The sequence below is a fragment of the Streptomyces sp. NPDC030245 genome (genome assembly GCF_055572995.1).
On sequence record NZ_JBVICF010000012.1, the window covers coordinates 42,944 to 61,350 of the forward strand.

Annotated in this window: 18 protein-coding genes and 1 pseudogene; 15 read left to right on the forward strand and 4 right to left on the reverse strand. The window is 69.9% G+C overall.

All coding sequences use genetic code 11. The features are described 5' to 3' along the window. The first annotated feature begins 111 nt into the window (after positions 1 to 111). Positions 112 to 1,221 carry an LLM class flavin-dependent oxidoreductase gene (locus ACZ4Z4_RS29035; protein WP_468333635.1) on the forward strand — a complete coding sequence of 370 codons (1,110 nt, stop codon included), beginning with the start codon at positions 112 to 114 and terminating at the stop codon, positions 1,219 to 1,221. Beyond that, positions 1,218 to 1,892, forward strand: a complete 675-nt coding sequence (locus tag ACZ4Z4_RS29040) for a CE1759 family FMN reductase (RefSeq protein ID WP_468333638.1) — start codon at positions 1,218 to 1,220, stop codon at positions 1,890 to 1,892. The genes ACZ4Z4_RS29035 and ACZ4Z4_RS29040 overlap by 4 nt, the downstream gene beginning before the upstream one ends. Positions 1,893 to 1,899: 7 nt before the next feature. Here ACZ4Z4_RS29040 and ACZ4Z4_RS29045 read toward each other — a convergent pair whose 3' ends face one another. Further along, positions 1,900 to 2,337 (reverse strand): hypothetical protein, encoded by a 438-nt coding sequence (locus ACZ4Z4_RS29045; protein ID WP_030565229.1) that lies wholly within the window; start codon positions 2,335 to 2,337, stop codon positions 1,900 to 1,902. 334 nt (positions 2,338 to 2,671) lie between these two features. On the opposite strand from ACZ4Z4_RS29045, the gene hemL reads away from it, so the two are divergent. From hemL to ACZ4Z4_RS29090, 9 genes are all read left to right on the forward strand, one after another. Beyond that, a complete protein-coding gene (gene hemL, locus ACZ4Z4_RS29050) occupies positions 2,672 to 3,997 on the forward strand; it encodes a glutamate-1-semialdehyde 2,1-aminomutase (RefSeq protein ID WP_468333641.1) in 1,326 nt (441 codons plus the stop codon). After that, a complete protein-coding gene (locus tag ACZ4Z4_RS29055; protein ID WP_468333644.1) occupies positions 3,994 to 4,698 on the forward strand; it encodes a histidine phosphatase family protein in 705 nt (234 codons plus the stop codon). Before hemL ends, ACZ4Z4_RS29055 begins: the two co-directional genes overlap by 4 nt. 183 nt (positions 4,699 to 4,881) lie before the next feature. Further along, positions 4,882 to 6,102, forward strand: coding sequence for a polysaccharide deacetylase family protein (locus tag ACZ4Z4_RS29060; RefSeq protein ID WP_468333647.1), 1,221 nt, complete (start codon positions 4,882 to 4,884; stop codon positions 6,100 to 6,102). Positions 6,103 to 6,187: 85 nt separating this feature from the next. After that, positions 6,188 to 6,823: a TlpA family protein disulfide reductase gene (locus ACZ4Z4_RS29065; protein ID WP_468333650.1), complete on the forward strand. Its 636-nt coding sequence runs from the start codon at positions 6,188 to 6,190 to the stop codon at positions 6,821 to 6,823. Beyond that, the gene (locus ACZ4Z4_RS29070) at positions 6,823 to 7,587 is read left to right on the forward strand and encodes a cytochrome c biogenesis CcdA family protein (RefSeq protein WP_468333653.1); all 765 of its coding nucleotides are present in this window, start codon (positions 6,823 to 6,825) and stop codon (positions 7,585 to 7,587) included. Before ACZ4Z4_RS29065 ends, ACZ4Z4_RS29070 begins: the two co-directional genes overlap by 1 nt. A gap of 3 nt (positions 7,588 to 7,590) precedes the next feature. Further along, entirely contained in the window at positions 7,591 to 9,351 is a 1,761-nt protein-coding gene (gene resB / locus ACZ4Z4_RS29075; RefSeq protein ID WP_468333656.1) for a cytochrome c biogenesis protein ResB, read from the forward strand. Then, positions 9,348 to 10,445 carry a c-type cytochrome biogenesis protein CcsB gene (ccsB, locus tag ACZ4Z4_RS29080; RefSeq protein ID WP_468333659.1) on the forward strand — a complete coding sequence of 366 codons (1,098 nt, stop codon included), beginning with the start codon at positions 9,348 to 9,350 and terminating at the stop codon, positions 10,443 to 10,445. Before resB ends, ccsB begins: the two co-directional genes overlap by 4 nt. A gap of 81 nt (positions 10,446 to 10,526) precedes the next feature. Further along, positions 10,527 to 11,114: an RNA polymerase sigma factor gene (locus tag ACZ4Z4_RS29085; protein ID WP_468333662.1), complete on the forward strand. Its 588-nt coding sequence runs from the start codon at positions 10,527 to 10,529 to the stop codon at positions 11,112 to 11,114. Further along, positions 11,111 to 12,022, forward strand: coding sequence for a CU044_5270 family protein (locus tag ACZ4Z4_RS29090; protein WP_468333665.1), 912 nt, complete (start codon positions 11,111 to 11,113; stop codon positions 12,020 to 12,022). Before ACZ4Z4_RS29085 ends, ACZ4Z4_RS29090 begins: the two co-directional genes overlap by 4 nt. 24 nt (positions 12,023 to 12,046) lie before the next feature. Here ACZ4Z4_RS29090 and ACZ4Z4_RS29095 read toward each other — a convergent pair whose 3' ends face one another. Continuing rightward, positions 12,047 to 12,988, reverse strand: a complete 942-nt coding sequence (locus ACZ4Z4_RS29095; protein ID WP_468333668.1) for an isopenicillin N synthase family dioxygenase — start codon at positions 12,986 to 12,988, stop codon at positions 12,047 to 12,049. 113 nt (positions 12,989 to 13,101) lie between these two features. Between ACZ4Z4_RS29095 and ACZ4Z4_RS29100 the strand changes: the two genes are divergently transcribed. Then, entirely contained in the window at positions 13,102 to 14,067 is a 966-nt protein-coding gene (locus tag ACZ4Z4_RS29100; protein ID WP_468333671.1) for a DMT family transporter, read from the forward strand. Here ACZ4Z4_RS29100 and ACZ4Z4_RS29105 read toward each other — a convergent pair. Together ACZ4Z4_RS29105 and ACZ4Z4_RS29110 are read right to left on the reverse strand one after the other, a co-directional pair. Continuing rightward, a pseudogene (locus ACZ4Z4_RS29105) lies at positions 13,970 to 14,860 on the reverse strand (LysR family transcriptional regulator); the annotation flags it as partial. The gene ACZ4Z4_RS29100 and the pseudogene ACZ4Z4_RS29105 overlap by 98 nt on opposite strands. Before the next feature lie 7 nt (positions 14,861 to 14,867). Further along, on the reverse strand, positions 14,868 to 15,179 hold the full coding sequence (locus tag ACZ4Z4_RS29110) for a PLD nuclease N-terminal domain-containing protein (RefSeq protein ID WP_468333674.1): 312 nt from the start codon (positions 15,177 to 15,179) through the stop codon (positions 14,868 to 14,870). Between the two features lie 89 nt (positions 15,180 to 15,268). Between ACZ4Z4_RS29110 and ACZ4Z4_RS29115 the strand changes: the two genes are divergently transcribed. Genes ACZ4Z4_RS29115 through ACZ4Z4_RS29125 form a run of 3 tightly spaced genes read left to right on the forward strand, consistent with a single transcriptional unit; the run spans position 15,269 to position 18,352 of the window. Further along, the gene (locus ACZ4Z4_RS29115; RefSeq protein WP_468333677.1) at positions 15,269 to 16,729 is read left to right on the forward strand and encodes a menaquinone biosynthesis decarboxylase; all 1,461 of its coding nucleotides are present in this window, start codon (positions 15,269 to 15,271) and stop codon (positions 16,727 to 16,729) included. Next, entirely contained in the window at positions 16,726 to 17,628 is a 903-nt protein-coding gene (gene mqnP / locus ACZ4Z4_RS29120) for a menaquinone biosynthesis prenyltransferase MqnP (RefSeq protein WP_468333680.1), read from the forward strand. Before ACZ4Z4_RS29115 ends, mqnP begins: the two co-directional genes overlap by 4 nt. A gap of 25 nt (positions 17,629 to 17,653) precedes the next feature. Beyond that, positions 17,654 to 18,352, forward strand: a complete 699-nt coding sequence (locus ACZ4Z4_RS29125) for a UbiX family flavin prenyltransferase (protein WP_468333683.1) — start codon at positions 17,654 to 17,656, stop codon at positions 18,350 to 18,352. The last annotated feature ends 55 nt before the right edge of the window (positions 18,353 to 18,407 follow it).

Here is an 18,407-nt window from a genome sequence, read left to right on the forward strand (position 1 = left end):
CGGTCGCGGACCTGGGGTCCTCGCGCCGGGGAATAGCCGGTCGCACCCCCTCGTTCTGTGGGTATAGTTGAACCGTCAACAAAACGCGGACCCGCGGAGAGTGAGCAAGCCATGCAGTTCGGGATCTTCAGCGTCGGCGACGTGACCACCGACCCGACCACCGGCCGTACGCCGTCCGAGGCCGAGCGGATCAAGGCCATGGTCGCCATCGCCCTCAAGGCCGAAGAGGTCGGCCTCGACGTCTTCGCGACCGGCGAGCACCACAACCCGCCCTTCGTGCCGTCGTCCCCGACCACGATGCTCGGCTACATCGCCGCCCGCACCGAGCGGCTCGTCCTCTCCACCTCCACCACCCTCATCACCACCAACGACCCGGTGAAGATCGCCGAGGACTTCGCGATGCTCCAGCACCTCGCGGACGGCCGGGTGGACGTGATGATGGGGCGCGGCAACACCGGGCCCGTCTACCCGTGGTTCGGCAAGGACATCCGCCAGGGCATCAACCTCGCCATCGAGAACTACGCGCTCCTGCGCCGGCTCTGGGACGAGGACGTGGTCACCTGGGAGGGCAAGTTCCGTACGCCGCTCCAGTCGTTCACCGCGACGCCCCGGCCCCTCGACGGTGTCGCGCCCTTCGTCTGGCACGGCTCGATCCGCTCCCCGGAGATCGCCGAGCAGGCCGCGTACTACGGCGACGGCTTCTTCCACAACAACATCTTCTGGCCCGCCGAACACACCGCGAAGATGGTCGAGCTCTACCGGAACCGGTACGCGCACTACGGGCACGGCACGCCGGAGCAGGCGATCGTCGGGCTCGGCGGGCAGGTGTTCATGCGCAAGAACTCCCAGGACGCGGTCCGCGAGTTCCGGCCCTACTTCGACAACGCGCCGGTCTACGGCCACGGGCCCTCCCTGGAGGAGTTCACCGAGCAGACCCCGCTCACCGTGGGCTCCCCGCAGCAGGTGATCGAGCGGACGCTGTCCTTCCGCGACACCGTGGGCGACTACCAGCGGCAGCTGTTCCTGATGGACCACGCCGGGCTGCCGCTGAAGACCGTCCTGGAGCAGCTCGACATCCTCGGCGAGGAGGTCGTCCCCGTGCTGCGCGAGGAGTTCGCGAAGAACCGCCCGGCCGGCGTCCCGGACGCACCCACGCACGCGACGCGCGTGGCCGACGCCGCCGCCACCCGCACCACCGCACAGGAAGAGGTCACCGCATGAAGCTCGTCGTCGTATCCGCGGGACTGAGCCAGCCCTCGTCCACCCGGCTGCTCGCCGACCGGCTCACGGCCGCCACGACACGCCACATCGACACCGTCACCGAGGTCGAAGTGGTCGAGTTGCGGGACCTGGCGACGGAGATCGCCCAGCACCTCGTCACCGGGTTCCCGCCCGCCCGGCTGGCCGCCGCGCTCGACGCGGTGGCCGGCGCGCAGGGGCTGATCGCCGTCACGCCGGTGTTCTCCGGGTCGTACAGCGGACTGTTCAAGTCGTTCTTCGACGTGCTCGACAAGGACGCGCTGACCGGGAAGCCGGTGCTGATCGGCGCGACCGGCGGCACCGCGCGTCACTCGCTGGTCACCGAGCACGCCCTGCGCCCGCTCTTCAGCTATCTGCGGGCGCTGGCCCTGCCGACCGCCGTGTACGCGGCGTCGGAGGAGTGGGGCGAGGAGGGTCTCGCGGCGCGGATCACCCGTGCGGGCGCGGAGCTGGCGCGCTTCATGGCGCCCGAGGGCGAGGCGGCGCCGGCCCGGGGCGCGGCACCCGACACCGACACGGCCGCGGCGATCGCGCCCCGCTCGCTGACCGGTGCGATCACCTCGGTGGACCCGGCCGGCGGCTTCGAGGTCGTCCCCTTCGAGCAGCAACTCGCCGCGCTCAGGGTGGGGTGAGGGGCCGTCAGGGCCAGACCAGGCAGTACGCCTGATGACCGGCGTCGTGCAGGCGGTGGCTGAAATCCTGCCACTCGTGGAGGAGTTGGTAGACGTTGAAGGCGTCGCGCGGGCCGCCGCGGTCGGGGACCGTGGACCAGATGAACGCCGCGGCGCCCACCGACTCCTCGCCGACGCCGCGCAGCGGGTCGACGACGGTCATGGGGAGCTTCACCACCGCGTAGTCCGGGTGGAGGACGACCAGTTCGAGCGGGGGGACCTTGTGCAGGGGTATGCCCTCGATGCCGGTCAGGACCATCGCGGCCATCGTCTCCGGCTTGATCTTCGTGAACATGCCGCCCATGCCGAGCTCGTCGCCGCCCAGCTCCTCGGGCCGCATCGAGATCGGCACGCGGGCGGCGGTGGCGCCGTCCGGGGCGCCGAAGTATTTGTACGTCACCCCCACCCCGCCACTCCTGCTGCTCACCCGGTCCCGCCGGGACTCACCGGAAGCGACGGGCGTCTGGTCGGACGCCTGCGCCGGTTCCGCTTCCGCCTCGCGTCGGTGCCTGCCCCGCCGGGCACGCCGGGGGCCCAGGCCGTCGGTCCCCTCGCCCAGTCCGCCACCGCGATGCATATCTCCACCCGACTGCTTTCCAGGGCGGCACGGCCCTGTCTTTTCTAGGCCTCGCGGCCCCCGCCACGCAACCCGATCATCGTGTCAGTGACCTCCCCCACGGTCACCCTCTAAAACGTGGAGTGAAACACCTGTCCGCAGGATGTCCGCACGCTCTGACACCATGGCTCGTGTGAGCTTCCCGTATAGCGCCCCAGTTTCGCAGACTCTTTTCGACCGTGCGGCGGCCGTGACGCCCGGCGGTGTGAACTCTCCCGTGCGCGCGTTCCGCGCTGTGGGTGGTACGCCCCGTTTCATGGTGTCCGGTACCGGTCCGTACCTGACTGACGCCGACGGCCGCGAGTACGTCGACCTCGTGTGTTCGTGGGGTCCGATGATCCTCGGGCACTCCCACCCCGAGGTGATCGCCGCCGTGCAGGAGGCCGTGTCGCACGGCACCTCCTTCGGCACGCCCGGCGAGGGCGAGGTCGCGCTCGCCGAGGAGATCGTGGCCCGCATCGAGCCCGTCGAGCAGGTCCGCCTCGTCTCCAGCGGCACCGAGGCGACCATGTCCGCCATCCGTCTCGCCCGCGGCTTCACCGGCCGCGCCAAGGTCATCAAGTTCGCCGGGTGCTACCACGGACATGTCGACGCGCTGCTCGCCTCGGCCGGTTCGGGTGTGGCCACCCTCGGCCTGCCCGACACGCCCGGCGTCACCGGCGCCCAGGCGGGCGACACCATCGTCGTGCCGTACAACGACCTCGAAGCGGTGCAGGAGGCGTTCCACAGGCACCCCGGTGAGATCGCGTGCGTCATCACCGAGGCGTCGCCCGGCAACATGGGCGTGGTGCCGCCGCGGCCCGGTTTCAACGAGGGTCTCAAGGCCGCCTGCGCGGAGAACGGCGCGCTGTACATCTCGGACGAGGTGATGACCGGCTTCCGTACGTCGAAGGCCGGCTGGTTCGGTGTGGACGGGGTGCGGCCCGACCTGATGACCTTCGGCAAGGTCATGGGCGGCGGCTTCCCGGCGGCGGCCTTCGGCGGCCGCGCCGACGTCATGGCGCACCTCGCCCCGGCGGGCCCGGTCTACCAGGCGGGCACGCTGTCCGGGAACCCGGTCGCGACGGCCGCGGGCCTCGCGCAGCTGCGGCTCCTCGACGACGCGGCGTACGCGAAGGTGGACGCCGTCTCCGAGCAGCTGCGCGCCCTGGTGACCGAGGCGCTCGCCAAGGAGGGTGTCGCGCACCGTCTCCAGAACGCGTCGAACATGTTCTCCGTCTTCTTCACCGACCGCGAGGTGCGGAACTACGAGGACGCGAAGGCGCAGCAGTCCTTCCGCTTCACCGCGTTCTTCCACTCGATGCTGGCGCAGGGCGTCTATCTGCCGCCGTCGGCCTTCGAGTCGTGGTTCGTGTCGACCGCCCACGACGAGCGGGCGATCGAGCGGATCGCCGCCGCCCTGCCGGGTGCCGCGCGCGCGGCCGCGGAAGCGACGGAGGCCACGGCATGAGCGGCACCTCTGCGGGCGACGAGCTGACCGTCGTCCATGTGATGCGCCACGGCGAGGTGCACAACCCGGACGGGATCCTGTACGGGCGGCTGCCCGACTACCACCTGTCCGAGCTCGGCCGGCAGATGGCCGACCGCGTCGCCGAGCACCTCGCCCACCGTGACGTGACGCATGTCGTCGCGTCGCCGCTGGACCGCGCCCAGGAGACGGCGACGCCGATCGCCAAGGCGCACGGCCTGGACCTGGCGACCGACGCCCGGCTCATCGAGGCGGCCAACGTCTTCGAGGGCAAGACCTTCGGGGTGGGCGACGGCGCGCTGAAGAACCCGGACAACTGGAAGCACCTCGTCAACCCCTTCAAGCCGTCCTGGGGCGAGCCGTACGTCGAGCAGGTCGTGCGGATGATGGGCGCCCTGGACGCGGCGAAGGACGCGGCCCGCGGGCACGAGGCGGTGTGCGTCAGCCACCAGCTGCCGATCTGGATCGTGCGCAGCTTCGTCGAGAAGCGGCGGCTCTGGCACGACCCGCGCAAGCGGCAGTGCACGCTGGCGTCGCTGACGACGTTCACGTACCGCGGCGACAGGATCGTCTCGGTGGGTTACAGCGAACCGGCCCGGGATCTCGTGCCCCCGCATCTGCGCGCCGGGGCCAAGCCCGTGAAGGGCAGTAATAAGGGCAACAGCAAGGCATTCGGGGCCTGATAAACCGGCCCTTGATCAACCGCGCGTAATCGAGCGGCGACTGTATGTCCTTGTTCGGTAAATCGTCATAAATAAATGCGGCTCGGCCGGAACCCCGGTGTTCGTCGCGCCCTCTAACGGGTCGTCCCTCTTGCAGACAGATACAGGAGGAACGGACCCAAGGGCGCGACGAATGGGGATGGAATGCGCGACATCAGCCGCAGGGGAATGCTCGGCCTTGGAGCGGGCACGGCCGCCGCTTTCGGGCTTGCGGCGTGCGGCTCCGGCGGCGGCGGGGATTCGTCGAAGTCGGCGGGAAAGGCCGGGGACGGTCCCGGGGCCGAGAAGCACCCGGCCAAGCCGATCGGTGACGGGTCGACCGCCTACACCGGTAAGCAGCCTCGTCAGCCGGGCAAGCCCGTCCCGCTGGAGCCGGGTGAGACGCCCCCGCAGTTCGTGATCTTCTCGTGGGACGGCGCGGGTGAAGTGGGCAACGGTCTCTTCCCGCGCTTTCTGAAGCTCGCCGAGGACCATGACGCGCACATGACGTTCTTCCTCTCCGGGCTTTATCTGCTGCCGGAATCGAAGAAGCGCATGTACCGGCCGCCGAACAACGCGGTCGGCGCCTCGGACATCGGTTATCTCACCGACGGTCACATCAAGGACACTCTGAAGTACGTGCGGCAGGCCTGGCTGGAGGGCCATGAAATCGGCACGCACTTCAATGGGCACTTCTGCGCGGGTACGGGTTCCGTCGCCAACTGGACGTCAGCGCAATGGCAGGACGAGATCGACCAGGCCAAGTCCTTTGTGAAGAAGTGGCGTACGAACACCGGCTGGACCGATCTGCCGCCGCTCCCCTTCGACTACGAGAAGGAACTCGTCGGCGGCCGCACGCCCTGTCTGCTCGGCCAGGACAATCTGCTGCCGACCGCGAAGAAGCTCGGCTGGCGCTACGACGCGTCCTCGCCCGGCGGCCGCCAGAAGTGGCCGCAGAAGAAGATGGGCGTCTGGGACCTGCCGCTTCAGGCCATGCCCTTCCCCGGGCACTCCTTCGAGGTCCTGTCGATGGACTACAACATCCTCGCCAACCAGTCGAAGAACTCCACGAAGGCGCCCGCGCACAACTATCCGGGCTGGCGCAAGCAGGCCACCGAGTCCTACATAGCCGGCTTCAAGCGGGCCTACGAGACCAACCGCGCGCCGTTCTTCATCGGCAACCACTTCGAGGAGTGGAACGGCGGTATCTACATGGATGCCGTGGAGGAGGCGCTGAAGCACATCGCGGGCAAGAAGGACGTGCGGCTCGTCTCGTTCCGCCAGTTCGTCGACTGGCTCGACGTGCAGGACCCGAAGGTGCTCGCCAAGCTCCAGGGCCTGGAGGTCGGCCAGCGGCCCGCCGGGGGCTGGAAGGGCCTCCGCTAGGCCTCTTTCAGGGGCCTGAAGTGGGCGATTCGTTCGGTGGAGGGGGTGCGGAAGATCCCCGAAATGGACATGCGAAACTTTTCACATGAGTGTTGCCTGCCGTGCCCCACACCGCGTCGATAGCAGCAGTCACCGTCGCAGCCGTGCCGCCCTGCTCACCGCAGGCGCCGCGGTCGCGGCGCTGGCTCTGACCGCTTGCAGCTCAGGCGGCGTGTCGGGCGGTTCCGGAAACACCAACTTCGTCGCCGGGTCCGATGGCATCGCCACCGTCAAGAAGGGCGACCGCAAGCCGAACCCGTCGCTCGACGGCGAGACCCTCGACGGCAAGAAGCTCGACATCACCAAGGCCTACAAGGGCAAGGTCGTCGTCATAAACGTCTGGGGTTCCTGGTGCGCTCCGTGCCGGGCCGAGGCGCCGAACTTCGTGAAGCTCGCCAAGGAGACCAAGTCCAAGGGCGTCGAATTCGTCGGGATCAACACGCGTGACCCCGAGCGCAGCCCGGCGCTCTCGTTCGAGAAGCAGCACAAGGTTCCCTACCCGAGCCTGTACGACCCGATGGGGAAGCTGATGCTGCGCTTCCCCCAGGGTTCGCTCAACCCGAACGCCATCCCCTCCACGCTCGTCGTCGACCGGGACGGGAAGATCGCGGCCCGCGCGCAGCAGCCGCTGAGCGAGGAGAAGCTGCGGAAGATGATCGACCCCGTGCTCGCGGAGAAGTGATGTCGGCGCTCGCGGCCGTCACCGGTACGAACCAGACCGTCATGAGCGGGGCCCTGCTCCTCGCGATCCCGGTCGCCCTGCTCGGCGGGCTCGTCTCCTTCTTCTCGCCCTGCGTCCTGCCGCTCGTGCCCGGCTATCTGTCGTACGTCACCGGGGTCGGCGGCCAGGACCTCGGCGAGGCGCGGCGCGGCCGGATGGCCGCGGGAGCCGGTCTCTTCGTGGCCGGGTTCACCGTCGTCTTCGTCTCCGCCACCGTCTTCTTCGGCGCCCTCGGCCGCACGCTCAAGGAGCACCAGAGCGTCATCAACACGACGCTCGGCGTGGTGATGATCGCGCTCGGGCTCTTCTTCATGGGGCTCATGCCGTGGCTCACGCAGCGCGAGTTCCGCTTCCACAAGCGGCCCGCCGTCGGGCTGGCCGGTGCGCCGGTCGTCGGCGCGCTCTTCGCCGTCGGCTGGACGCCGTGCATCGGCCCGACCCTCGCCTCGGTCATGGCACTTTCCGCCGACAGCGCCAACGCGGAGCGCGGCGCGATCCTCGGTGTCGCGTACTCCCTGGGGCTCGGCATTCCGTTCATCCTCGCGGCCGTCGCCTTCCGCAAGACGCTCGGCGCGTTCGGCTGGGTGAAGCGGCATTACGCATGGGTGATGCGCGTGGGCGGCATCATGATGATCGCGACCGGCCTGCTCCTCGTCACCGGTGCGTGGGACAGCATCGTGCAGGAGATGCAGGTCTGGACCAGCGGCTACACGGTGGGGATCTGATCCATGAGCAAGACACAAGCGCCCGACGGCAAGACCGGAACCCCTGACGAGCAGGGTGAATTCGGTGCCGCCGGCGCCAGCATGTCCACCGCCCCCCGGGACCGGGACCGCGAGGACGCCGCACCCAACCTCCCCAGGCTCGGCGTCATCGGCTGGCTGCGCTGGTTCTGGCGGCAGCTGACCTCGATGCGGGTCGCGCTGATCCTGCTCCTGCTGCTCTCCCTCGGCGCGATCCCGGGCTCCCTGATCCCGCAGAACAACGTCGACGAGCTCAAGGTCCAGGACTTCACGGAGCGGCACACCACACTCGCCCCGATCTACGACAAGCTCCAGCTCTTCGACGTCTACAGCTCGGTGTGGTTCTCCGCGATCTACATCCTCCTGTTCGTCTCCCTCATCGGCTGCATCGTGCCCCGCACCTGGCAGTTCGTCGGCCAGCTCCGCAGCCGCCCGCCGGGCGCGCCGAAGAAGCTGACGCGGCTGCCCGCGTACACGACGTGGCGCACCGACGCCGAGCCCGAGCAGGTGCACGAGGCCGCGCTCACGATGCTCCGGCAGCGCCGCTTCCGCGCGCACACCGCAGGCTCCGGCGCGGGCACCTCGGTCGCCGCGGAGAAGGGCTATCTGCGCGAGGCGGGCAACCTCGTGTTCCACATCGCGCTGATCGTGATGCTGGTCGCGTTCGCCGCCGGACAGCTCTTCAAGTCCGAGGGCGGCAAGCTGATCATGGAGGGGGACGGCTTCGCCAACACCCTCAGCCAGTACGACGACTTCAAGTCCGGCAGCCTCTTCGACTCCTCGAACCTGGAGCCGTTCAGCTTCAAGCTCGACGAGTTCGTCGGTACGTACGAGAAGTCGGGCCCCAACCGCGGCACGGCCCGCACCTACCGGGCGGACGTCACCTACAGCGAGGGCGCCGACGGCCCCGAGAAGAAGAAGTCCATCGAGGTCAACAAGCCGCTGGAGATCGACGGCTCGAAGGTCTACCTCATCGGGCACGGCTACGCCCCCGCGGTCACCGTCCGCGACGGCAAGGGCAAGGTCGTCTACCGGGCGTCCGTGCCGCTGCTGCCCATCGACCAGAACGGCACCGCGACCGGCGCCATCAAGGTCATGGACAACTACCGCGACAAGAACGGCAAGCCGGACCAGCTCGGCTTCAACGCCTTCTTCGTGCCGACCTTCGCGGGCGTCGGCAAGGGCCAGATGTTCTCGCAGTTCCCCGCCGCCGAGTACCCGGTGCTCGCGCTCTCCGCGTACCACGGCAGCCTGGGCGTCGACGCCGGTGTCCCGCAGAACGTGTACCAGCTGGACACCCGCAAGATGAAGAAGTTCAAGGACGCCGACGGGCAGCTGTTCAAGCAGCGGCTGCGCCCCGGCGAGACCATGAAGCTCCCCGACGGCGCCGGATCGATCACCTTCGAGAAGAACCTCAAGGAGTGGGCGACCTTCCAGATCTCGCAGCAGCCCGGCACCGGATGGGCGCTGGGCGGCGCGATCGCCGCCGTCGCCGGTCTCGCCGGTTCGCTGTTCATCCAGCGCCGCCGCGTGTGGGTGCGGGCGGTCAAGGGCGCCGACGGCGTCACCGTCGTGGAGATGGCGGGCCTCGGCCGCAGCGAGTCCGCCAAGGTCCCCGAGGAACTGTCCCAGCTCGCCGCGCACCTGCACGACCAGGCGCCGACCGCACCCGAGTCCGACCCGCAGCCGGAAGCCTCTTCCGACTCCGACCCCGATGTCGTACCTGCCGAAGGGGCTGAGAAGTGAATCTCGCCGCCACCCTGGCCGCCGAGCCCAACGAGAACCTCGCGCACATCAGCAACGTGCTGATCTACTCCGCGATGGCCGTCTATCTGCTGGCCTTCTTCGCGCACATGGCGGAGTGGCTCTTCGGCAGCCGCAGCAAGGTCGCCCGCACCGCCGCGGCGCTCACCCCGAGCAAGACCGCCGCCAAGGCCGCGGCGCCCGCCGTCACCGCCCGGGCCAAGGGCGGCACCGCCACCCTGGAGCGCCCCAAGGTCGTCACCCGGTCCGTGGCCGGCACCCGTGACGTGCCCGACGGCCCCGGCGCCTCCGCGGGCGACGAGAAGGGCGACCTCTACGGCCGCATCGCGGTCTCCCTCACGGTGCTCGCCTTCCTCCTGGAGTTCGGCGGCGTCCTCACCCGCGCCCTGTCGGTGCAGCGCGCGCCGTGGGGCAACATGTACGAGTTCAACATCACCTTCTCCACCGTCGCCGTCGGTGTGTACCTGACGCTGCTCGCGCTGAAGAAGCCCATCGCCTGGCTCGGCCTGCCGCTGGTCACCTCGGTCCTCCTGGACCTCGGCCTCGCCGTCACCGTCCTGTACACCGACAGCGACCAGCTGGTCCCCGCGCTCCACTCGTACTGGCTGTGGATCCACGTCTCCACCGCGATCTTCTGCGGCGCGGTCTTCTACGTCGGGTTCGTCTCGACGATGCTCTACCTCTTCCGCGACAGCTACGAGACGAAGCTGGCGGGCGGCGGACAGCCCGGCAAGTTCGCCACCTCCGTCCTGGAGCGGCTCCCCTCGGCGGCCTCCCTCGACAAGTTCTCGTACCGCCTGAACGCCGCGATCTTCCCGCTGTGGACGTTCACGATCATCGCGGGCGCGATCTGGGCGGGCGACGCGTGGGGCCGCTACTGGGGCTGGGACCCCAAGGAGGTCTGGTCCTTCATCACCTGGGTCGCCTACGCCGGCTACCTCCACGCCCGCGCCACCGCGGGCTGGAAGGGCCGCAAGGCCGCCTACCTGGCCCTGATCGCCTTCGGCTGCTGGCTGTTCAACTACTACGGAGTGAACATCTTCGTCACCGGCAAGCACTCGTACGCCGGAGTCTGAGCGGCACCTCTCCGTGGGAAGCCGGTTCGCGTGACCCAGGTCACGGGAACCGGCTTCTTCCGTTCGGACAGGTAAGGGGGCGTGGAGACGAATCAGGGGGAACCTCAGACACGGCAGGGAGCGTTACGCGTCCGCATCAGGGACGGGGACGCCGACGCGTTCGGCGCGCTCTTCGACGCGTACGCGCGCTCCGTCTACAACCACGCGTACCGGCTGACGGGCGACTGGTCGTCGGCCGAGGACATCGTGTCCCTGACCTTCCTCGACGCGTGGCGGCTGCGGGGCCGTATCGACGCGGAGGGCGGGTCGCTGCGGCCCTGGCTGCTCGGCGTCGCCACGAACGTCACCCGCAACACGCGCAGGGCCGCCCGCAGGCACGCCGCGGCGGTGGCGCGCCTGCCGCGGGACGAGGTCGTCGCCGACTTCGCGGACGAGCTCGCCGGACGCATCGACGACGAGGAGCAGCTCTCCCTCGTCCGCACGGCCCTGGCGGAGCTGCGCCGCCCCGAGCGCGAGGTGCTCGCGCTGTGCGTCTGGTCGGGGCTCGACTACGTGTCGGCGGCGGGTGCGCTCGGCATCCCCGTCGGCACGGTGCGCTCCCGGCTCTCGCGGGCACGCGCGAAACTCGCAAAAGTCATGGAATCGCCCATCAGGGAGGGACATCGATGACCGAGCTTCCCGAGCGCGACCTTTCGCCGGGCCGTCATCACCTGCTCAAGGAGCACCTGTTGACCGAGATCCGGCAGGAACAGAGCGAAAGGACCCCCAGGGTGTGGTTCCGTCCCGCGCTCCTCGCGGGAGCGGTCGCCGCGACGGCCGTGGCGGGCGTCCTGGTCGCCTCACCGTTCGGCGACCGCGCGGCGCAGGCGGGCCCGCCCTCCAAGGAGACCGTGCGGATGCTGGAGCAGATCGCGGCGGCGGCAGAGGCGCAGCCGGTGCCCAAGGGGGTCCGGGACGACCAGTACGTGTACATCAAGAGCAAGGGCGCCTACATGGCCGGCGGGGACGACGGGCCGATGAAGCTCGAACCCGTACAGACCCGTGAGTACTGGCTGTCGGTGGACGGCGAGCACGACGAGATGCTGAACGAACCCGAAGGCGGCTTCCAGAACGAGATCGTGCCGCAGGACGGGCCGCCCCTCCCGTCGGACACCAACTACCGCAACCTGGAGAAGCTGCCGACCGACCCGGTCGGCATGCTCGACTGGATCCACCGCGAGGCCGACGGCGACACCACCGCCGACCAGGCCGCCTTCGTACTCGTCGGTGATCTCTCCTACGAGTCGCTGATGCCGCCGAAGCAGGCGGCCGCGCTCTACCTCGCGGCGTCCAGGATTCCCGGCGTCGAACTGATCGATGACGCGGTCGACGCCGAGGGGCGGCACGGCGTCGCCATCGCCCGCGAGGACCAGGGCGAGCGCCAAGAGTTGATCTTCGACAGGCAGTCCAAGCGGTTCCTGGGTGAGCGGGAAGTCGCGGTGGAGGACCTGCCGTACGGTCCGAAGAAGGGCGATGTGCTCGCTCACACCGCCATCCTGGAGCGCACCATCGTCGACAAGCTGGGCGAGCGCCCGTAAGGGCACCCCGTCGGCCCGCGGTGGCTACTCCACCGTGATCGCGTCCAGCCGCCCCCGCAGGTACACGTGCGAGTCGATGCCCCGCACGTCCGTCCCCGGGTCGCACTCGTAGAAGTACACGAGGGACATCAGCTCCTCCGCGGGGAGGTCCGGGGGCGGGGGCAGGACGCGGTGGCGGCCCGACTGCCAGCGATCGGCGGTCCAGCGGGCCATCAGGTCGCCGATGTTGACCGTGAATGCGTCCGGGTCGAAGGGCGCGTCCTGCCAGCCGTCCTCGTCGGTGAAGACCTGGAGGCCGCCCCGGCCCGCCTCGCGGTCGAGGACCGTGACCGTGCCGAAGTCCGTGTGCGGGCCGATGCGGAACTGGCCCGGCTCGGGCTCGCCCACCCGCTCCCGGCCCGGGTACCAGTTGATGTTGAAGCCCCACGTGGGGTGGCCGGTGTGGCGCGTGAAGAAGTCCTCGGGCTCACCCAGCGCCACGCCGAGGAGTCCGAGGAGGCGGTCCGAGAGCGTCCGCATCTCCCGCAGGTACGCCGTCACCAGCGCCCGCAGCTCCGGCGTCTCCTCCGGCCACGTGTTCGCCGCGAACCACTCGGCGTCCACGGCCGGGTCGCCCGTCGGGTCGTCCGCCGCGAACGACAGCGACTCCTTCAGGTCCGGGGGAGAGGGCGTGCCCTCCGCGTAGCTGTTCGCCTCGGCGCCGGGGCCCAGCCAGCCGCGGCCGCCGACCCGCACCGCGTACGGCTGCTTCGCCTCGGCGGGCAGGTGGAAGAAGCCGCGGGCCGACGACCGGATCGCCGCGCGCAGCGCCGGGTCGACGCCGTGCCCGGTGACGAGCAGGAAGCCGGCGGTCCGCAGGGCCTCGTCGACGGTGCGGGCCGTCCGCGCGCGGGCCTCGGGGGCGCCGGAGAGCCACGGCCGCAGGTCGACCGTCGGAATGCGGGATGCGGTGCTCATGTCTCCCATCGTGCCCCTCCACGCCTCCGGTCAGGCCTCATCGACAGCGCCGATGGAGCCATCGGGAGGACGCCCCACTGGCGCGTGGACCAGCGCCTACGCCCGCTCGTAGCTTCATGGACATGACCTCCACCAAGCTCTCCGAGCGCCTGGGCGCCGCCCAGCTCACCGCCGCGATGGTGCTCTCCGGCACCCTCGGCGTCTTCGTCGTCGAGTCCGGCGCGTCCGCCTTCAACGTCGTCTTCTTCCGCGTCCTGTTCGGCGCCCTCGCCCTCGGCGCGTACGCGTTCGCCCGCGGCTACTTCCGTGACCACGGGCTCACCCTCAAGAAGCTCGGACTCGCCGCGCTCGGCGGCGTGTTCATCGTCTTCAACTGGGTGTTCCTCTTCAAGGCGTACGAGGCGACCTCGATCTCGCTGGCCACCGTCGTCTACCACACACAGCCGTTCTTCCTGGTGCTGCTCGGCGCCGTCGTCCTGCGCGAGCGCCTGAGCCGGTCCCAACTGGGCTGGCTGGTCGCCGCGTTCGCGGGGCTCGTGCTGGTCTCCGGGGTGCGGCCGGGCGACGCCGGCTCGCTCGCCGGCATCGGGCTCGCACTCCTCGCCGCCGTCCTCTACGCCCTGTCCACCTTCGTCACCAAGCGTGTCACCGGTGTCCGCCCGCACCTGATCGCCCTGGTCCAAGTCGTCGTCGGCATCCCGCTGTTGCTGCCCTTCGCCGACTTCGGCGCGATGAGCGGGACGGGCGCCGGCTGGGCCTGGCTCGCGGGCCTCGGCGTGATCCACACCGGACTGATGTACGTCCTGATGTACGCGGCGTACGCCAAGCTGCCCACCGCCAAGATCGCCGTGCTCGCCTTCACCTACCCGGCGGTCGCGATGGGCGCCGACTGGGCGGTCTACGGCCACCACATCGGGCTCGTCCAGGCCCTCGGCGTCCCGCTCATCGTCGCCGCGAGCCTGAAGGTCACGCTGGGCCGGGGGACGCGCCCTGCTCCCGCACGAGCCGCACGGCCTGCTCCACGAACAGCCGCACCTGCGGCGGCAGACGCTTCCCCGACCGCCACGCGAGCTGCGTCCACAGCGTGAACGGCGGCTCCCACGGCAGCCGTACGAGCGTGCCGTCCGCCAGCTCCCGCGCCACCGCCACGGCGGGCAGCAGCGCCACCCCGAGGCCGCCCGCCACGCCCTGCTTGGTCGCCTCGATGGTGCCGAACTCCATGAACGGGGGCGGCGTGCCGGTCCGTTCGCGCAGCTCCGCCTCGAAGAGGTCCCGGTACGGACAGCCCGGCTCGGTGCCGACGAGCCGCGCCGACGCCAGGTCGTCCGTGACGAGCCCGGCCGCCCCGCGCGCCGCCAGCGGATGGGCCGGAGCGCAGACCAGGGCCAGCGGCTCCTCGGCGAGCACCTCGGTCTCCAGGCCCTGGTGCTCGGTCTCCGGCTCCATCAGGAAGCCCACGTCGTACGTCCCCTGCCGCAGCGCCTGCCGGGTCTCGTCGCCCAGGGTGGGGCGCAGCGACAGCCGCACCTTCGGGTAGCGGTGGTGGAAGAGTTCGAGCAGCGGGGGAAGGCGGTAGGACGTCAGGGACTCCATCGTGCCGACCGCGATGGTGCCGGACGGCTCCTCGGCGTCGACGACGGCGGCCCGCGCCTCGTCGGCGAGGCCGATGATCTGCCGGGCGTAGGGCAGCAGCCGCTCGCCGGACTCGGTGAGGCGGATGCGGCTGCCGAGCCGGTCGAAGAGCTGTGTGCCGAGGGAGGTCTCCAAGGCGCGGATCTGGCTGGTGACGCTGGACTGCGCGTACTTCAGCTCGGTGGCGGCCCGGGTGAAGCTGAGGACGGTGGCGACCTTCTCGAAGGTCACGAGGAGCCGCAGTTCCACGGGAGCCTCAGCTCTCGTTGCCCTTGTCGCGCTTCTTCTCGTCCGGGTCCTCTTCCTTGAGGGACTTCAGGAACTCCGGGTTGTCGTCGGGCGCGACCCAGCGGGTCCGACCGGATCCGGCGCCGCCGGGCGCGTGCCGCTTCTTGCCGGTGACGAACCAGGCGATGGGGCCGAGAAGGACCTCGCCGAAGAGGAGCACGATGATGACCCACACCACCTTGGGCAGATGCCTGACCTCCTTCTCCGGAGTGTTCAGGACATCGATGAAGGCGTAGATCCACACCGCCAGGACCAGCAGGAACGGCAGATACCTGAGCATGGTGGCGCGATCCCCCAAGCGGTTGCGGCGGGTGGCAGGCGTGCCCCCGGTGACGGGGCCAGGGTAACCGGTGCCGGATACTGGAACGCATGGCTTACGACGATCTTCGCTCCCTGCTCCGGGCACTGGACCGCGAGGGCGATCTCAAGCGCATCAAGGCCGAGGTCGACCCGTACCTGGAGGTCGGTGAGATCACCGACCGGGTGCAGAAGGCCGGCGGCCCCGCGCTCCTCTTCGAGAACGTCAAGGGCTCCTCGATGCCCCTGGCGATGAACGTGTACGGGACGGACCGCCGCCTCCTGAAGGCGCTCGGCCTGAAGTCGTACGGCGAGATCAGCGAGAAGATCGGCGGCCTGCTCAAGCCGGAGCTGCCGCAGGGCTTCGTCGGGGTGCGGGAGGCGTTCGGGAAGCTCGGCGCGATGACGCACGTACCGCCGAAGAAGGTGAAGTCCGACAGCGCCCCCGTCCAGGAGGTCGTCCTCACCGGCGACGACGTGGACCTGGAGCAGCTGCCCGCGCTGTTCACGTGGCCCGAGGACGGCGGCTCCTTCTTCAACCTGGGCCTGACCCACACCAAGGACCCCGACACCGGGGTGCGCAACCTCGGCCTGTACCGCCTCCAGCGCCACGACAAGCGCACCATCGGCATGCACTGGCAGATCCACAAGGACAGCCGCAACCACTACCAGGTGGCCGCGCGGCGCGGCGAGAAGCTGCCGGTCGCCATCGCCTTCGGGTGCCCGCCCGCGGTGACGTACGCGTCGACGGCGCCGCTCCCCGGTGACATGGACGAGTACATGCTGGCCGGGTTCATCCAGGGCAAGCGCGTGGAGATGGTCGACTGCAAGACGGTCCCGCTCCAGGTGCCCGCGCACGCCGAGGTCGTCATCGAGGGGTGGCTGGAGCCGGGCGAGATGCTTCCCGAGGGCCCCTTCGGCGACCACACGGGCTTCTACACGCCGCAGGAACCGTTCCCCGCACTGAAGATCGACTGCGTGACGATGCGGAAGCGGCCGCTGCTCCAGTCCATCGTCGTCGGCCGCCCGCCGACGGAGGACGGCCCGCTCGGCCGCGCCACGGAGAGGTTCTTCCTCCCCCTCCTCAAGGTGATCGTCCCGGACATCGTGGACTACCACCTGCCGGAGTCCGGCGGCTTCCACAACTGCGCGATCGTCTCGATCGACAAGAAGTACCCGAAGCACGCGCAGAAGGTCATGCACGCGATCTGGGGCGCGCACATGATGTCCCTGACGAAGCTGATCATCGTCGTGGACAAGGACTGCGACGTGCACAACCTGCACGAGGTGTCCTGGCGCGCGCTCGGCAACACGGACTACGCCCGCGACCTCACCGTCGTCGAGGGCCCCGTCGACCACCTCGACCACGCCTCCTACCAGCAGTTCTGGGGCGGCAAGGCGGGCATCGACGCGACGAAGAAGCTGCCCGAGGAGGGCTACACCCGGGACGGCGGCTGGCCGAACATGGTCGAGTCCGACCCGGAGACGGCGGCGAAGGTCGACCGTCGCTGGAAGGAGTACGGACTCTCGTGAGTTCAGCATCAGCCGCGATCCCGCAGCCGGGGCGCACCAAGGCATTCCTGCGGCTCGTGATGATCGAGCACTCCGTGTTCGCGCTGCCGTTCGCGTACATCGCCGCGCTGACCGCGATGTTCCAGCTGGACGAGAACATCCACTGGGGACGGCTGCTCCTGGTCACCATCTGCATGGTGGGGCTGCGCACGTTCGCGATGGCGGCGAACCGGATCATCGACCGCGAGATCGACGCCCGCAATCCGCGCACCGCCCACCGCGAGCTCGTCACGGGCGCGGTGTCGGTGAGGTCCGCGTGGACGGGCGCGCTGATCGCGCTCGCCGTGTTCCTCGGCTCGGCGGCCCTGCTCAACCCGCTCTGCCTGGCCCTCGCACCGGTCGCGGTGGTCCCGATGGTCGTCTATCCGTACGGCAAGCGGTTCACGAACTTCCCGCAGGCGATCCTCGGCCTCGCGCAGGCGATCGGCCCGATCGGCGCGTGGCTCGCGGTCACCGGCGAGTGGTCCTGGCAGGCGGTGATCCTCGGGCTCGCCGTCGGTGTCTGGATCGGCGGCTTCGACCTCATCTACGCCTGTCAGGACGTGGAGACGGACCGCGAGGTCGGCGTGAAGTCGGTGCCCGCGCGGTTCGGCATCCCGGCCGCGATCCGGGGCGCCCGCGCCTGTCACCTGGTGACGACGGCGCTCTTCGTCTGGTACGCGGCGTCCACCGACGCGGGCGTGTTCTTCTGGCTCGGTCTCGCGATCGTCGCCGGTGCCTTCGTCTACGAGCACTCGATCGTGAAGCCGCACGACCTGTCCCGCCTCAACCGCGCCTTCTTCCAGGTGAACGGCTTCATCGGGATCGCCCTGTTCGCGTGCGCGCTGCTGGATCTGCTCGTACGCGGGCTCACCGTCTGAAACGCCGACGGATAGGCTGCACAGCGTGAACCCAGGAGATACGCAGCGTAGGCCTTGGATCGTGGGGGTGTCGGGGGCCTCCGGGACGCCGTACGCCGCCGCGGTGCTGCGCGCGCTGCTGGCGGCGGGGGAGAGCGTGGACCTCGTCGTCTCGCGGGCCTCGCGGCTGACGCTGCTCGACGAGACGGGCATCGCGTTCCGGGACGCGCACTGGCGGGAGGATCTGCGGCAGTGGCTGGCGCGCGGCGCGGACGGCAAGCCGGGGGTGTTCGACCCGGACGTGTCCGACGTGCGGTACTGGGCCGCCGGTGATCTGGCGGCGGGCCCGTCCTCGGGGTCGTACGCGACGAAGGGGATGCTGATCGTGCCGGCGTCCACGGCGTGCGTGGCCGGGGTGGCGCTCGGCCTGTCGAAGGACCTGCTCCAGCGGTCGGCGAGCGTGACGCTGAAGGAGGGCCGACGGCTCGTGGTCTGCGTACGCGAGACGCCGTTGAACGGACAGACGCTGAAGCACCTGGTGGGCCTGGACGACGCGGGCGCGATCGTGCTGCCCGCCTCCCCGGCGTTCTACGCGGGAGCCACGCACATCCAGGATCTGGTGGACTTCGTCGCCGGGCGGGTGCTGGACGCGGCCCGGGTGCCGCACGACCTGTACCGCCGGTGGGAGGGAGAGCTCGGCTCCGGCTCCCGGGGGAGTGGCGCCGCCGGTTCCCGGGGGGAGTAGCGTCTCCGGTTTTCTGGTGCCCTGCTCCGATATTCACAGGGTTTAGACCCTGTTG